This is a genomic window from Mesotoga sp. UBA6090 (assembly GCF_002435945.1).
In the GTDB taxonomy this organism is placed as follows: domain Bacteria; phylum Thermotogota; class Thermotogae; order Petrotogales; family Kosmotogaceae; genus Mesotoga.
In genome coordinates, this window is record NZ_DIXC01000074.1 from 17068 (window position 1) to 33381 (window position 16314).

17 protein-coding genes are annotated in these 16314 nt (G+C 43.9%); 3 read left to right on the top strand and 14 right to left on the bottom strand.

Annotated elements, in window-relative coordinates; genetic code table 11:
• Positions 1–2: 2 nt before the first annotated feature.
• From B3K42_RS11965 to B3K42_RS11985, 5 genes are read right to left on the bottom strand one after another with little or no spacing between them, the layout of a single operon-like run.
• Entirely contained in the window at positions 3–2702 is a 2700-nt protein-coding gene (locus tag B3K42_RS11965; protein WP_292598966.1) for a DNA polymerase III subunit alpha, read from the bottom strand.
• On the bottom strand, positions 2699–3631 hold the full coding sequence (locus tag B3K42_RS11970; RefSeq protein ID WP_292598968.1) for an RluA family pseudouridine synthase: 933 nt from the start codon (positions 3629–3631) through the stop codon (positions 2699–2701). Before B3K42_RS11970 ends, B3K42_RS11965 begins: the two co-directional genes overlap by 4 nt.
• Entirely contained in the window at positions 3600–4076 is a 477-nt protein-coding gene (gene lspA / locus B3K42_RS11975; RefSeq protein ID WP_292598971.1) for a signal peptidase II, read from the bottom strand. The genes B3K42_RS11970 and lspA overlap by 32 nt, the downstream gene beginning before the upstream one ends.
• A 40-nt stretch (positions 4077–4116) precedes the next feature.
• Positions 4117–4875: a YebC/PmpR family DNA-binding transcriptional regulator gene (locus tag B3K42_RS11980; protein WP_110990022.1), complete on the bottom strand. Its 759-nt coding sequence runs from the start codon at positions 4873–4875 to the stop codon at positions 4117–4119.
• Position 4876: 1 nt separating this feature from the next.
• Positions 4877–5539, bottom strand: coding sequence for a TIGR03936 family radical SAM-associated protein (locus B3K42_RS11985; RefSeq protein ID WP_110990021.1), 663 nt, complete (start codon positions 5537–5539; stop codon positions 4877–4879).
• Between the two features lie 120 nt (positions 5540–5659).
• Between B3K42_RS11985 and B3K42_RS11990 the strand changes: the two genes are divergently transcribed.
• From B3K42_RS11990 to lgt, 3 genes are all read left to right on the top strand, one after another.
• Positions 5660–6133 carry a metallophosphoesterase gene (locus B3K42_RS11990; protein ID WP_258367164.1) on the top strand — a complete coding sequence of 158 codons (474 nt, stop codon included), beginning with the start codon at positions 5660–5662 and terminating at the stop codon, positions 6131–6133.
• A 103-nt stretch (positions 6134–6236) separates the two neighbouring features.
• Positions 6237–7541 carry a trigger factor gene (locus B3K42_RS11995; protein WP_110990020.1) on the top strand — a complete coding sequence of 435 codons (1305 nt, stop codon included), beginning with the start codon at positions 6237–6239 and terminating at the stop codon, positions 7539–7541.
• Between the two features lie 74 nt (positions 7542–7615).
• Complete coding sequence (lgt, locus tag B3K42_RS12000; protein ID WP_110990019.1) at positions 7616–8503, top strand: prolipoprotein diacylglyceryl transferase; 888 nt, start codon at positions 7616–7618, stop codon at positions 8501–8503.
• Here the strand turns inward: lgt and B3K42_RS12005 are convergent.
• From B3K42_RS12005 to B3K42_RS12045, 9 genes are all read right to left on the bottom strand, one after another.
• Positions 8457–9044 (bottom strand): non-canonical purine NTP pyrophosphatase, encoded by a 588-nt coding sequence (locus B3K42_RS12005; RefSeq protein ID WP_110990018.1) that lies wholly within the window; start codon positions 9042–9044, stop codon positions 8457–8459. The two genes, lgt and B3K42_RS12005, sit on opposite strands and share 47 nt — an antisense overlap.
• Positions 9041–9688 (bottom strand): ribulose-phosphate 3-epimerase, encoded by a 648-nt coding sequence (gene rpe, locus B3K42_RS12010; protein WP_110990017.1) that lies wholly within the window; start codon positions 9686–9688, stop codon positions 9041–9043. Before rpe ends, B3K42_RS12005 begins: the two co-directional genes overlap by 4 nt.
• On the bottom strand, positions 9681–10583 hold the full coding sequence (gene rsgA, locus B3K42_RS12015; RefSeq protein WP_220026559.1) for a ribosome small subunit-dependent GTPase A: 903 nt from the start codon (positions 10581–10583) through the stop codon (positions 9681–9683). The genes rpe and rsgA overlap by 8 nt, the downstream gene beginning before the upstream one ends.
• 3 nt (positions 10584–10586) lie before the next feature.
• Entirely contained in the window at positions 10587–11606 is a 1020-nt protein-coding gene (gene rlmN / locus B3K42_RS12020) for a 23S rRNA (adenine(2503)-C(2))-methyltransferase RlmN (protein ID WP_110990016.1), read from the bottom strand.
• On the bottom strand, positions 11603–12610 hold the full coding sequence (locus tag B3K42_RS12025) for a transcription antitermination factor NusB (RefSeq protein ID WP_258367161.1): 1008 nt from the start codon (positions 12608–12610) through the stop codon (positions 11603–11605). The genes rlmN and B3K42_RS12025 overlap by 4 nt, the downstream gene beginning before the upstream one ends.
• A complete protein-coding gene (locus tag B3K42_RS12030; RefSeq protein ID WP_110990015.1) occupies positions 12607–13284 on the bottom strand; it encodes a zinc metallopeptidase in 678 nt (225 codons plus the stop codon). The genes B3K42_RS12025 and B3K42_RS12030 overlap by 4 nt, the downstream gene beginning before the upstream one ends.
• Positions 13285–13586: 302 nt before the next feature.
• Positions 13587–14600 (bottom strand): threonine synthase, encoded by a 1014-nt coding sequence (locus tag B3K42_RS12035; RefSeq protein WP_258367158.1) that lies wholly within the window; start codon positions 14598–14600, stop codon positions 13587–13589.
• 83 nt (positions 14601–14683) lie between these two features.
• Positions 14684–15181, bottom strand: coding sequence for a hypothetical protein (locus B3K42_RS12040; protein ID WP_110990014.1), 498 nt, complete (start codon positions 15179–15181; stop codon positions 14684–14686).
• A gap of 20 nt (positions 15182–15201) precedes the next feature.
• Positions 15202–16002, bottom strand: coding sequence for a class I SAM-dependent methyltransferase (locus B3K42_RS12045; RefSeq protein ID WP_110990013.1), 801 nt, complete (start codon positions 16000–16002; stop codon positions 15202–15204).
• Positions 16003–16314: the final 312 nt, after the last annotated feature.

A 16314-nucleotide genomic window follows, 5' to 3' on the forward strand; every position in this document is an offset into this window, starting at 1 on the left:
CTCTATTTCCAAATTATCTCATCGGCATCAGTGCCTAAAGGCTTCGCTTTTTGTATCACCTTCTGAGCAGTTCCTGTTTTGACCACCACATTCTCTATTCCAGTGGCATCGGTAAGATACTTTCTTTCAATTGGTCCGAAGAATACTCTGTTGACTTCCACAATTCTCTCCTTCATCTCAAAAGGTCTTCCACTCTTGAACAAAACATACCCTTGAAGAGGAACTTGATTACTTATCTCTACAAATGATCTTCCGTCCGTAATGAAACTCTTACCCATATAGTCTACTCTCCTGTAAGGCGCAATTCCTGTTCTCAAACAAGCAAGCGCCGTTGTTATCTCGAAATCAGTCGCTTCCCTGGAAATATCTGGTGGTTCTATCTCTGTAAAATTGAAGCCAAGTGCCTCTACTTCCATCATGGCCCGGTCGATGAGCGTGTCTCTCTCCCTTTTTTCCTGTGACTCTTCCTTGTAACCGAATACTGATCGGATAGATTTCAGTTCGGGATCAACTCCCATCAAAGCATCGTTCATTTTCTTCAGCAACTCGTTTCTTTCACCAAAACCATCTAGATAACCACTTTTAATTAGCCTTTCAAGATCTCTAGCTTGGTATTTCGACCTGTTGTTTCTTACAAATGTGAAGAAAGAATCCTCAGAAGGAACAGGTTTCAGTTCATGGTTATTCAAGAGTCTCGGAATGGAAATAGATACACAACCGGAACTCTCCGAAGCTTCATTTCCTGCACATAGCTTCAAACCCCGATCCCTTATCTCTGCAACGACACGCGGCAGGCCGCTATGGGGAAGTTCGGCCAAAATAAGCGGATAGAAAATCCCGGGACGATTTGCTTTGAAATACGCTAACCAGTACGAAATCATTGCATAGCTAAGGCTATGAGATTTGTTGAAGGCATAACCAGCAAAATTGAGAAGGAAAGAGTACAGCTTTTCCCTTCTATCCGGAAGAAGTTCACGGTAGACAGGCGAACTGCGCAGCAGTCCATCGACAACTTCTTTCTTTTTCTTGGAAAGAGCTCTTCTAAGGAGCTCACCGTCATCAGCTTCTAGAGAGAGCATGCTTGCAGCAATCTTCAAGACCTGTTCCTGGTAGACTAGAAGTCCACCGGTTTCAGCCAAGACAGGAACCTTATTCTTTATCTTCTCGATTTCTGAAGGAGTTCTTGAGAGCTTTAGAAAACGCTCTGTCACTCCGGATTTGATTGGACCAGGTCTATTAAGCGCTATGGAGATCGATAGGTCTCTTAACGAAATTGGCTTCACCGACCTGACGACCCTTGTCGCAAAAGGTGCTTCGAGTTGGAATACTCCCGCAGTGTAACCTCTCCCAAGTGTTTCATAAGTCTTGGAATTATTCGTTGGGTAGTCCCATGGTTCTCTACCTTTTGTCATTTCTTTCAGGAGGGACAGGTTTTTCAAACCGAGAAGATCAATTTTCTGCAAACCAACAATTCTAAGCGAATCCATATCCCAGAGAGAAACCGGCAGATTATCACTGGAACTGAGAGGAATCTGTCCCGTGAGAGGAGTATCGGAGAGAATCACACCGGCCGCATGAATCGAAAAACCTGAATAGAGCCCAACGATTAGCTTCGACATCTCAAACAATTGTTTCATATTGACATCGTTTTCAAATGCATATGGAAACCGTTGCCCCTCCTTGCTCCATTCTATTAGTCTCGATACTCTCTGTCCATCGATTCCAAGCTTCCTTCCAATTTCGCGAGCCGCTCCTTTAAAACTGAAAGTTGAAGCAGTACTTATCAGGCAGAAATGGTCCTGGCCGAAATGCTCACTAAGTAAATTCAGCAGTTTCTGCCTTGACTTATCATCCACATCAAGATCAATGTCAGGTGGATCATTTCTCTTCAAACTGAGAAATCTCTCAAAGAAAAGCTCTTCCTCAACTGGATCAATGCGGGTTATACCAAGCAAATAACTGACAAGAGAACCGACGGCTGACCCCCTTCCGGGACCTATCCAGCAGTTATTATTCTTTGCAATCTCAACTATCTTTGAAACCGTCATGAAATAATCTTGAATATCTTTGGCAAGAATCACCGAAAGCTCTCTTTCAAGCCTTGCAGAGTAGCTGCCTTCCAATTTCTTCGATTCAAGGATTCTTCGTAAAAGGGAAGAGAACTCTTCCGTTGATGATCGCACCGGGAAAACGTGATTTATCTTCTGCAGATAGAATTCTCGAGGTAGTTTTGAGAGCAATTTATTAAGATCTTCCTCAATCTCAGTATAAAGCTTTTCATCAGGCAGAGAGTAATCCGCCGCTTCGATGGAAGATCCAAGCGAAGTGTAAACTCTAAATCTCTCACTTTGGTGATCCAGATAGCGACACTCCCAGATTGGATTTTTTGAGGAACTGTCTAGATTACGAGGCTTTCCTGTCACGTTTATCAGGTTATCAGAATCATGAATGGCGCTACCGAGGAGTTCCCTGAAACCACTTTCATTTCTTGCAATCCAGTATTCGTTTCCCTTACTCAGACCGGGCACGGTCACTATACCTGAACTGGAGAGAACGGAATGCCACTTCACAAAGGATGATAGAGAGGAATCAAGAATCACACATCTTCTGTAGCCTCTCCTCTTCAACTCTTCAGTCGTGTCCTTAATTTCAAGAACTGAACCGAACAACTCGTGTTTTGTGATCAAAAAAGCTGTCTTCATCTTTTTGTCACCAATTCAGAGAGGTTTACTATTACTTCCTTCATGTCAGAAGGGAGTGAGGCGATGAAAGTCATTCTCTTCCCTGAGCGTGGATGAGAGACAGTGAGTCTCGCTGCGTGGAGCATCTGCCTCCTTACTCCGAATATCTCATCGTCTCTGGCCTTGCCATAAACGGCATCTCCAAGAAGCGGGAAGCCCTTTTCTTTCATATGAACCCTTATTTGATGTGTCCTGCCGGTCTTAGGACTTACAAGAACCAAGGAGGCAATTTCGGAAAAGTTCTTCAGAGTTCGATAATAAGTTAGGGACTCCTTCCCGTTTTCATTTACCGACATCTTAAGTCTGTTCACAGGATGCCGGGCAATCGAATAATCAAGCTTACCTGATATGGGGGTCCTGCCTCTAACAAGCGCTATGTAGTCCTTAGAAGTCGATCTGTTTTTGAACTGACTTGAGAGAGACACATGAGCGAGATCATTCTTTGCAACGATTATTACACCGCTAGTATCTTTATCAAGTCTGTGAACAATACCGGGTCTCATAACACCTCCAATACCCTGGAGATCCATACAGTGGTTCAGAAGAGCATTGACAAGTGTTCCCGTCTGTTTTCTAGGCAGAGGATGAACAATAATACCCGGATCCTTATTCACGACAATTATGTCGTGATCTTCGAAGACAATCTTAAGAGGGATTTCTTCAGGTTCTACAGAGAGTACTTCCGGCTTGTCAGGAAGCTCGAAAGTGATAGATTCTCCAGACTTCACTTTGTAAGCAGGCTTTCTAGGTTTTCTGTTCACAAAAACCTTCGATTCTTTGATCTGGCGCTGCACAAATGTGCGGGAAACCCATGGTGGAGCCTTCTCAACGACTATCTTATCAAGTCTCCAGCCGTCTTCACGACTGGAGACTATTATCTCTTGAAGCACGCTTCTCCCTTCGATATACGGAAAGTGTAAGCAAAACCGCACCAAAGACAATGCACATATCTGCGAAATTGAAAATCGCAGGGAACCCCTTCAGTTCGAAAAAATCAACAACATGTCCTAATCTCAGTCTATCTACAAGATTGTTGCCAAGTGCACCACCAACAATCAGACCAACAAAGAAGGACTCCCATCTGGATAGTTTGGAGGAATGAAAACTTGACGCAGCTACGATAGCTACTACGATTCCTATTGCAATAAAAGCCAGAAGCCAAGGCTCCTGATTCTTGAAAAGGCCAAATGCTACACCTGTATTTCTCACGTATCTTAAGCCAAAAATCCCTCCGACCAAATCTATCCGCTGAAAATACGTCATTCCATTCTCGACAAAATACTTGCTCACTTGATCAAGAATCAAAGCTAGAGTAATACCAAGAAGAGACAGCAATTATTATCACTCCACATGATGCCCAAACGGGCAGGGAGGATCAACCCATTTGCTCGGCGAGAGCCTCCATTTCGGCTTCATCGATATCCGAATTTTCGTAGATCTCCTGAACATCGTCGTTATCTTCAAGAATGTCGAGAAGCTTAAAAAGCCTACCAGCATCTGAACCCTCAACTTTCAGTGTGTTACTCGGAATGTAACTCATATCGTAAGACAATGAATAGCCGTTTTCCTCGAGGGCAGCCTTTACATCTGATACAGAGTCCGGAGAGGTTACTATCTCAATTGGATCTGCTTCATCCTTTATATCCTCGGCCCCTGCCTCAATAGCAAGAAGCTGGAACTCTTCAAGATCAGATATCTGTTCTTTTGCTACAGTAATGATTCCCTTTCTTTCAAACATCCAGCTAACAGCCCCGCTTTCAGCCATCGAGCCGCCGTATTTCGAAAGCGTGTGCCTAATTTCCTGTGCGGTTCTATTCTTATTATCAGTAAGACATCTTATGAGAAGCGCAACACCACCCGGGGCGTAGCCTTCGTAAAGAGCCTCAGAGAACGATTGCCCTTCGAGTTCTCCTGCACCTTTCTTGATTGCTTTTTCCATCGTGTCTTTTGGCATATTTGCAGCTCTCGCCTTTTCTATAGCAGTTCTCAAAGAGGTGTTTGTATTTGGATCAGAACCGCCCTCTCTTGCTGAGACCATAAGCTCCCTGATGATTTTCGTGAAAACCTTCGATCTCTTGGCGTCTTGTGCGCCCTTTCTGTGCTTGATATTTGCCCACTTGTTGTGACCGGACATATCATATCCCTCCCATTTCATCCAGAATATTTGAAGTATATTTTCCACGAAGAAGTCCTTCTTCTACAAAAACAATTACCCCTTCATGAGAAGCGGTACCTTCTTTCGACATAATCTTTAGCATTTCCTCCGCTGGAACCATTGAGTCTACTGGCTGAGAATATTTTACCATATAGACAGTTTTCAAGGTGGTTACTGAGATATCCTGAAAGACGTCTCCGGCCATGTGCTCTCTTTGACCGTTCTTGGTCTTCTTTGTGACTTGAACGCCTGCATCATAGAGGTTAGGATTATAGAGCTCTTTAGGAAGTACGAGAACCATTCTGTAGGAATCAATCAAGTCTTCAATTCTTTTGTAGTCGGAAGACAAGTACCATGCCGATAGAGCACCTAGGGTGTAATTGGAGGCGGAGTTCAACAGACTCACGGGGTCTTTGCATTCTTCATCTGTTTCAAGAAGAACATAATGTGCCAGACTTGCCACTCCGGTTGGAATTGCTGGCGAATAACTCACTTTTATCCTGGGATGAAATCCCTGTGTAAAAGACACGGGCAACCCAGATCTCCTGATTGTCCGTTCAATTGCCGTGACGGTTTCCTGGTGGGAAAGAAATCTCAAGAGACCTCCACAGCAGAAGCGAACTACCAATCTCTTTTTATTCAAGCAAACCTCCGCAGGAACCAGATCCGAAACCCTTTGTTACTTGGGTCACGTGCAGTTATAATTGTATTCGATTCACCTTTACTTTTCAACACTAAATTGAATCACTGAGAGGTGAGTTACATGAAATGGATGATAATGTCGGACTCTCACGACAACATGGCAAGAATAGCCGAAGCTGTGAGTCTCGCAATTGACAGAGAAGTTGATGTTCTCTTTCATTGCGGAGATCTCGTATCTCCTTTTGCTGCTCGAGAGCTACTTCGATTTAGAGGAGAACTACATGTGGTTATTGGAAACAATGATGGAGAATTGCTTGGCCTCAAGAGCGTGCTTGGGAACTCCCTAATCAAAGGCCCAAAGGAGATCGAGGTAAACGGACATAGGGTTATTCTGATGCATGAGCCTTTCGGACTGAAAGACACAATAAGAGGTTCTTTTCTTTTGTACGGCCACACACATAACCTCGATATTAGACTGGATTCCAGTCCTGTGATCGTAAATCCTGGTGAAAGCTGCGGCTATCTAACTGGAAGACCGACAGTTGTCATAATTGATCCGAATAATCTTAAGTGCGAGTTGATTGAACTCGAGTGAGAATAAAGACTAATTATAACATCTCTTTAACCGCGAAAAATCGACAGATACATATAATTAGACGACATAAATAAAACCAGTAACTGAATGGAGGTAATTCCTAGTGGAGAAAAACTTCGTGAAGAAAGAAGAGAATGTTGAAACGTTTCTCTTTTCCTTTGGTTCGGAAGAGGTTAGGAAGGCAGAAATGGACGTTGCCAGATATGTGAATCAGCAGTACACAATACCGGGTTTTAGGAAGGGAAAGGTACCGCTGAACATAGTAAGAAATTTCCTTGCGGAAAGCTTTGAAGAGATGGTTCTTGAGGCGCTCTCAGATAAAATCGAGGAAGAGCTAAAAGAGGAGAAAATCCTAATCCCAGCAGTCATAACCGAACAGAAGATGGAGGGAGAAGGTGCAAGAATTGAAGTGAAGCTTCACAGAGATCCCGAAGTAAAGATTTCTGACTATGAAAACCTTGATCTTAGAATCCCCAAGAAGGATGAAGTGATACTCAATTATGTGAACAATAGACTCGAAGAACTAAGAAACGAACACGCTATTGTAGAGCCTAAAGAGGGGCCGGTCAAAATTGGTGACATAGTCAAGATAGAATACACAATAATTAAGGGTGGCAAGAAAATAGCTGAAAACAAAGTTCAGGAGCTTAGCGTTGCTCCTGAAGACGACAGACCGATTGTCAAGAATGTAATTGGAAAAACAAAGGGGGACGTAGTTGAATTTCACAGAACGTTCGAGGACTCAGATAATGAATACTTCTATTCGGTCAAAATATTGGATGTTCTCAGCAAGAGTCCACTAGATCTTGACGATGAATTCGCAAAGACGGTAAATGCCGAGGCCAATTCTCTAGAAGAGCTCAAGCGGATTGTCGAAAAGGAGGGAGTGGAATCCTTCCTGAATTGGCAGAAGGACTTCTTGAGGCAACAGGCTATGGACAAGATCAATGATCTTGTTGAAATCGAAATCTCCGACTCGACGCTCGATTATTTTGTTCAGAGGACAATAGAGAACTCGAAGAAAGAAAAGAGCTACGATAACTACTTGAAACAGGCAGGAAGCGAAGAGAAGCTTTTGGAAGACTTCAGAAGCGGAGTTTTCGACGAGATAAAAAGGTCAAGATTCATCGACGAAATTGCTTCGAAGGAAGGCTTCAAAGCTGAACAAGAAGAAATCGAGGCTTATGCGGAGGAAATGGCACCGTACTGGGGCATCTCTGCCGACAGGGCAAGAGAGATGGTTAATTCTCGTGAAGACATCAAGGAAGACATTGTCTCAACCATCATTAGAAACAAAGTTCTGGACGCAGTAATTGAGCGCGCTGCAATCAGCGAAATGGAACCATCGCTTGAAAAGGAAGAGAAAGACAGCGAAAGTGATTCCGTGGAGGACTTTTCTACGGAATAGGCAATCAGCTCTTTTGTGATTGGAGATCTGTTCTACACGTAACGTTGTTGGCAAGTCAAAAAGAGGGGGTTGATATGAAAAAAAGAGTCGTTCTAATTTCAGTGGCTGCAGCCTCTGCAGTTGCGCTGTTTTTCTTTTTGAGAGCAGTATTCAGCGGAGAGCTGATACTAAATCCCGTTATTGTCGAAGGTCTTGGCCCCTTTTCTATCAGATGGTATGGAGTAATGATTGCAACAGCAATAATTGTTGCTTATGTTCTAGGAAGGCATCAGGGCCTCAAAGAAGGAATAGAGGAAGATTACATGATTGAGGCAGTCTTCATTGGCATAATCTTCGGGGTGTTGGGCGCCAGAATCTACTATGTTGTCTTCAATTATGAGATGTACAGGGGGGATTTCTGGAGCATTTTCAGGACCTGGGACGGAGGACTGGCAATTCACGGGGCTTTTTTCGCCGCTCTTCTGGTAACATCTCTCTACGTCACATTCAGAAAGAAAGCAAACCTAAAATTCCTACAGGCAACGGATATTTTCACAGCTGTATTACCTCTGGCTCAGGCCATTGGTCGATGGGGGAATTTCATTAACTATGAGGCATACGGATCGCCCACCGATCTCCCATGGAAGATGTTCGTCCCTTTAAGATACCGGATGCCGGGTTACTCCGAATTTGAATACTTCCATCCAACCTTTCTCTACGAAAGCCTGGCAAATGTAGCCATTTTCGCTGTACTATACTGGTATTTGGGGAAGAGAAAGAATTATGGAGAAGTAACCGCTCTTTACATGGTCTTCTATTCTATTGTGAGATTTTTCATTGAAGGCCTGAGGTTAGATAGCCTTTACATAGGTCAAACCGATATGAGAACAGCCAAAGCGGTCTCAGTAATCTTACTTATTACTGGAATAGTTTTGTTTATTTTTTCCCGGTATAAAGGTAAACAAGCGAAAAGAGCTTCTTGAATGCCTTAGCTCTATGTGAAAGCTCCTTTTTTACCGAATCCCCGAGAACACCAAACGTTTGCGAATAACCTTGGGGAACAAATATCGGATCATAGCCGAAACCACTTTCACCGCTTTGTTTCCTTGCAATAATTCCGTCGACTTTTCCCTCAACTCCAACCAAAACGCCGTTTGAAGGATCATAAAACAGGGCAGCACAGACAAATCGAGCTGCTCTGTTTTCTTCGTCCACCATTCTATCAAGAATGATCTGCATCTTTGTCAAGTAGTGACTGTTCTCCATGAATCTCGCAGAATTCACTCCAGGAAATCCTCCAAGAGAATCGATCACGAGTCCTGAATCATCCGCAAGAAGTGGTACTCCAAGATCCTTGTAAGCTTCGATCTTCTTCAGTGAATTTCCGAAGAAGGTTGCTGAATCTTCAACGATATCCTTCTTTGGAGCGATTGTTTCAATAGATTCAACATCAAATCCTGCAGGAAGAATGAGACGCACCTCTTTCAGTTTGTTTTCATTAGAAGTTACTAAGTAGAGCTTCACCTTCTAAGCTCCCTGATTTTCTTTACAACCATAGACGGATTTTCTGATCTGAACACTGCAGCACCCATTATAAGGATGTCTGCGCCTCTATTTACAAGGTCTTGAGCATTGTCTAGGCTCACTCCTCCATCCACTGCAATTTCAAACTTCAAATCCCTTTCATTTCGAATACGATTTAGAATGTCAATCTTTTTAGCAGCTTCGGGTATGAATTCTTGGCCGGTGTACCCAGGATTTACGGTCATAACCAGCACACCATCAGCAAACGAAAGAACCTCATCAAGAAAGGATACAGGCGTAGATGGATTCAGAACGACAAATGCTTTTGAATCGCTTTCTCTTATCTGTCCAAGAAGTCTGTGAAGATGATAGTTACCTTCAACATGAACGTGCAGATTCTTTGCGCCTAAAGCGGCATACTCCCGCACGTATCTAGAAGGATCCTCTGTCATCAAGTGAACGTCAAGTGGAGGATGATGTAGTCTTCCCAGGGCTTCCATGATAGGCACCCCAAAAGTTATATTTGGAACAAACACTCCATCCATAACATCTATGTGCAAGTAATCAGCATCGCGGACTCTTCTGACTTCACTGGCAAGTTCAGTAAGATCTGCCGCGAGAATCGAGGGAGAGATTCTAGCCATATTTTCGTCCTCCCTTCTCTAGTTCTCTTTCCTTCAATTCATTATACATAATCAAATAACTCTCGTAGCGACTACTGTGAATGGAACCTGCTTCTACAAGCTCCTTGACGTAGCATCCAGGCTCATCCACATGGACGCAATCTGAAAATGCACACATTCCCCGTTCCTGGGCAATTTCCGGAAAACACTTGCCCAGGCTTTCTGGAACAATTTCGGGCAATTCAAGATTTGCAAAACCAGGAGTATCTGCTATGAATCCTCCAAACTCGAATTGCAGGAGTTCAACATAAGAGGTGGTATGTCTGCCCCTCTCCGAACCCCTTGAAATCTCCGAGACTCTGAGCTTAAGTCCCGGGTTAAGAGAATTGAGGATGCTGCTCTTCCCCACTCCTGACATGCCGGCCATAACGCTTATCTTACCTTTCAACACTTCTTGGAGACGATCAAGGTTGATTCTTTTCTTAGAAGAGACTGGACAGATTTCGTAGTATTCACCATAGATTTCTGAAAATCCTTCGAATTCCGCATTGTTAATTAAATCAATTTTGTTGACTACTATAATAACAGGCAATTTAACATACGCGGCAAGAACCAGGAAACGATCTGTAATTAGATTTTGAACTGCCGGTTTCTTCAATGAAAGTACTAGCAATATCTGCTCGATATTCGAGATTCGTGGACGCGAAAGCTCCGTCTCTCTGGGGAGAATACTTTCTATTCGACCCTGCCCGGTACCACTTAAAGAGTATTCAACTCGGTCACCGACAATCGGTCTAATCCCCTGCATCCTGAACCGACCTGGCATCGTGCACACAAGCCTCCCGCCTATCTCGTTGTCCACCACTTCCATATTCCTGCTTCCGAATCTAACCACTACTCCTTTTCGTCTTTCCAAGCCTTACCCCCTTCTTCTCTGCCTTAACTGGCCGCAAGCGGCATCAATGTCTGTGCCTTTTTCCTGTCTTGCTGCACTCTCAAATCCAACGGCCCTTAAGCCTTCCTCGAAATCTGCAACTTTCTGATCTGAAGGTCTTTCGAAGTCCGGATTGAAAGGGTTCACAGGTATTATATTTATAAAAGACTTAATTCCTCGAAGGTATTTGATTAACTGTGCAACATCTCCGACTGTGTCATTCATTCCACTTATCAAGGCATATTCAAAGGTAATTCTGTTTCCAGTCTTCTGTTGATAATACACAAGTGCTTCTCTCAGCGAATCTAATGAATGCATCCTATTTACTGGCATCAACGAGCTTCTTAAACCATCTTTGGCGCTGTGAAGTGAAACTGAAAGTCGGATTTCCATTCCTGAATCGGCAAGTTTCTTTATTCCTTCGGGTATTCCAGCGGTGGATATTGTGAAACGCCGAAACCCAAGATTTCTGCCTCTGGGATCATGAAGGATATCAATTGCCTTGTATACACTGTTCTCATTGAGAAAGGGCTCACCCATTCCCATGAAGACAATGTTGTCGACGGGTCTGCCAACAGCTCTTTCCATATGGATTACCTGAGAGACAATTTCACCGGTCGAAAGGTTCCGAGAAAAGCCTCCCGCTCCCGTTGCACAGAAAGAGCAGTTCAAAGGACAACCTACCTGAGAAGAGATACAGAAAGTAACATGTCGAGGATGCCTCAAAACAACGGACTCAATTTGATTTTCATCTTCGAGTTTCCACAAGAACTTTTCTGTACCGTCTTTCGAAACCTGCTTTTCAACCACCTCCATTGGTGGGAAGTACAGTAATCCTGATAGTTCTCCTCGAAGACCCTTGGGAAGGTTCATCATTTCTGAAAAGCTCAGAGTTCTTTTCTTGTAGACCCAGTTGAAGATCTGGCTAGCTCTAAAAGCAGATTCTTCTATAGAAAGCATCAGATCTCTCAGCTCGTCAAGACCTAGCGAAAGAATGTCTTTCATCTTGCTCTCCTAAGCCTGGCCACATAACTGACAAGTGGTGCTTTCCATGGTTGCAGCCAGTAGCCGCTGCCGTCGAATTTAGAAGCAATTCCTCGTCTTGTGAAGAACTCTTCCATTTTAACCGGCTGGAAATCACTCAAAGAATTCAGAGCCTTGTTGTTCTCCTCCTCGGTCATTGCTTGGCTATAGTAGATAAAATCATCGTGCTCTTTCGAAAAGCTTCTCAGCAACTCCTTCGCCTTCTGAAAAGCCGCTGTAAAGGCGTTGAGGCCCAGAGAATGGAAAAGCCAAGGCATAGAATTTATTCTTCCCGTAAGGCTACCACTATGCTTTGCTACTGGGACACCCACTCCCGAAAGGATATACTCAACCTCATCAACGTTTTCGAGCTTGTCCATAGAATCGCCTCTTTGAAAGACATTAATAAGATCCGAGTATTGACTTCTATCAAAGACAAACCCCTTTCTGACCAATTCATCCTCTCGGCCCGAAGCGATAACCGTCTGTACTGGAGGTGTTTGGTTGTACTCCAGAAGCTCTTCAAGATTTTCTATCCACTCCACATCCCTCCAATAATTCACAAGCCACTCCGGGTGGGAATAAGTGACATTGAACGGTTGCTCCCTCGAAGGACCGGAATCTGCGATTTTTCTGAGAACTGCATTCACGAGGTTTCTGAACTCCTTTACTCCCACCAGGTTCACTGAAGAATCTATTGATGCGTATTCAGGTACACTGTCCAGGAATTGGATCTGAAATACCCCCATCCTCAAGACATTTCTCACCGCCAATGGAACTTTGCTGGGCTTGCGTAAGAAACGAGCAAGTTCATAGTCGATTCTGATTCTCTTTCTCAGAACTCCGTAGATCAAGTTTATACAGAAAGATCGGTCTTTTGAAGAAAGGGTGGAGAGAGCTATCTCCACCTTCTTGAAAGAAATGTAACCGTTTGCGTCAAAGAATGACAGAGTCTGTAATGCTATGGAACGAGCATCCTGAATCAATCTCTTCCAGCACCCGACAACACCAGCATTCTGAGTAACTGAAGAATCGAAGTAGCGGCAGACGCAACGTAAGTCATCGCTGCCGCTCCCAGAACGGAGCTCACACCCTTCAGCTCTTTCGAAGGCATTCCCATAGATGCAAGAAGTTGCTTAGCTCTGGAACTCGCATTGAACTCGACCGGTAGTGTTACCAGCGTAAAAAACACAAAGGCTGAGAAGACAACGATTCCGATTCTAATTAGAATCGGTGATACCATCAGAAGCCCAATTATGAAGATAATCCAGGAGAGAGAAGAGCCAATCTGTGCAACAGGTACCACTGCATTGCGAACAACTAACGGTGCATATTTTTCCTTGTCTTGAATTGCATGGCCGATTTCATGCGCAACCACTCCCAAGGCCGCTATCGATGTGCTGTTGTGAGTTGCATCTGACAATCGTATAACCCTCTTCTTTGGATCATAGTGATCAGTAAGATTGCCTCTTATTCTCTCTATCTTAATGTCATAAAGCCCAGCGTTATCAAGAAGCTGTCTGGCTAACTGAGTGCCGTTAAACCCGAAGGTAGACCTAACTTTCGAATACTGAGAAAACCGCGAGCTAACAAGAAACTGGGCGTAAGCTGCCAAGATAATTGCGGGAATAAGAATTATGAACGTTGGATCCCAAAACAACTTAACCACCTCCTACTTTGATTATATAACCCGTGAGTCAGGTGGTCAACGCAATATAGGCATAGCTTGATGTTAAAGACTTATTTCACAAAAGAACTTTTGAAACCATCAGTTGATTTCGATCTGTCAAGCTTCACACAACTGGGATCCAAAACCGTCAGTCCCTCGAGCAACAGTCCTATCTTACCGGTCTTCAAGAAGAAACATCGTAGGTCATGCTCCCTTGAAGGATAGCTTGACTGTCGAAGAGAGACCGTCGCATTTTACCCCAATTCTTTTCACATGGAGGATCTGTGTTGCCCTCATCCTGTTTTGAGCCCGTGACCAGTGAACACAGATACGATCCACTCACTAGGATCTGAGAAAGCTATGTACTTCTTCAGTCCCGCTATTGTTGCCGCTGCAGTTGGCTCCAGAAAATGACCTCTTCTGGACATTTCACTTCGGGCTTCTTTTATCTCCATTTCTGAGACACCAAGAAACAATCCGCCACTTTCTCTAACTGCTCTAAGTATCTGGGATCCTCTTACCGGTCTTTCAATTGCAATTCCCTCTGCAACCGTAGGCTTTGCTTCTACCAGCACTGGATGCTTCAGCCTCATGCAAAACGCCTGCAAAAGCGGAGAACAGTTCTCCGACTGTACAGCAACAATCTTTGGAATACTGTCGATTATTCCCACAGATTTCATTTCGTAAAATCCTATCGCCGCTCCAAGAAGTAAGGTCCCGTTTCCCACTGGAAGAACAATCGCATCTGGGCTCTTCCAGCCTAGTTGCTCGCAAATCTCGAAAGAAAAAGTCTTTGTTCCGTGAAGAAAGACCGGATTGTAAGTATGACTTGCGTAGAACCTTTCACTCGCAACTTTGAGAATAGATCTCGCAGTATCTTCTCTGGAACCCCTAATCAACCTTAACCTGGCACCGTATGCTCTGATTTGATCTAGTTTTCCCGCTGAAGTCCGTTCGGGAACGAATATCTCACAAGATATGCCTGCCCTGGCAGAATAGGCAGAAATCGAACATCCCGCATTTCCCGACGAATCTTCAACAACTGATTCAACCGAGTGCTCTCTGGCGTAACTTATGAGCACGCTTGCCCCTCTATCCTTATAGGAACCTGTAGGAAAGAGATGGTCCTGCTTAATCAGCACCTTCCGTCCGCATATTTCCTCTTCGATCAATGGAGTGAAACCTTCCGACATAGATATGATAGACCGATCAAACTCTATCGGAAGGGCCTCCCGATAGCGCCACATATTGGGAGGGCGTTTTTCTATCTCCTTAACAGGAAAGCGCGAATCGTATTCCAAATCCAAGACGCCCCCACAATCGCATCTGAAGGCTTTCGATTCAGCGGGGTACTTGCGCCCGCATTGAGAGCAAACGAAGAAAGCCATCGTCAAAAGGTGTAGTCCACGGAGATAAATGGCCTGGCAAACGGAACAGTACTGACCGGATCGAGCTGCCAGTATCCATCAAAGCCACCATCCAGACCTACTTTTGAGAAATAGCTTCCAAATCCTATTCTTGAATACAGAGGAGTGCCTGCGATCGCTCGATCTCCACTTGCAACAGCAAAGATGTGATTCAGGGACCAGAAAAGCTGCCCCTTTACGTAAAGACGCTTGTATATCGGGATTCTCGTTTGAAGTCCTAAGTACGTATGTTCAAGGATGCTGAACCCTTTAACCACAAGGCTTGACCAGTTGAACGAGAAGATGTAAGAGTGGATTATCCCTTGTACCAGGGGTACCCCAGCCGCGAATTGCAGAAAGAAAGGGGTTACGACCGAACCGGAAGACATATCTAGATTGAAGCCAATTCCGACGCTGACTGCAACAGAAAAACCTGAAACTCCAAGAGTTGAAATCAATGAAATCAACAGTAGTTTTTTCACCAATGCACCTCCCAAGATTTTCAGTTGGAACTTTCATCATTGAAGCCTACAGCAAAAATTGTCGGGAGATCGAAATCTCTCTTAGCTATCTTTATGCCCCAAATCTGAGTGTAAGCTTTCTTCCCTATAACGAGACCGTGTTTCATATCCTCTTCAAGCCTTTTCATACCTTCTTCGAACCCTTCCTCTGACATTAATCTTAGTGCAGAATATGCCTTATTTCTGTACTGCTCGAAATGCTTCTTCTTGAATTCGAAAGTAGTCTTGACTTTTGTAGTGTATATTCCTTCAAATCCGGCTTTCTTCATCGCAGACGTTATTGATGAGTTACCAGGATATCTGGCCTTGTCTATCTCAAGTGTTTCAGGAAAATAGTAAGTTAGTGTTCTTTCACAAATATCCTGGCAGGAATCAGTAACTGTGAGCACGCTTCCATCATTCTGCAACACTCTGAAACTCTCTTCGAAGAGGCTCTCCAGATTGGCAATGTAATGAACAAGATTGACATTGAAGACAAAATCAAACCGTGAATCTTCATATGGAAAGGACTGATCTGCATCTGCGACCTTTAACTCAACTCTGTGATTCTTCCTTGTGCCCTCCATAATCATTGAAGGGCTGATGTCAAACCCGAATCCACGCGCATGAAGAAGTTCCGAAAGGATACTCAAGTAATCAGCAGTGCCACAGCCAACTTCCAGAATTCTGTCGGCATACCTGACTCTGTTGAAAACATGTTCTACCAGCTTTTCGTTGGGATATCTGTACTGTGAATATGTCATTGCCACTTCGTCAAAATCAAAGCTTTTTCTTTCTCTCACACAGGTTCACCTCTCAAATAGTCTAGCAAATGGGTTTGACAAACCGACATCAAAAATCCGCTGTGCATTTCGCTATTGAGTTTTCTTGTCTTCGTTCTCTGAAAGCATGTTTCTGCACTTGTGTAGAACTCAACTTTGACAGCAATGAATCTGCAAACAGCCAAACAAGGGAAAAAATGAAAAGAAAAACAGACGTACCACCACAGTGGTCTAATATGCAATCTCTTTGAGCAGATCCGGTGGTCTTATTTTGAGTGCTTTGAAAGCCTCGTAAGCATTGTTCATCATTTCAGTCCTTGCAAGAAAGCGTTT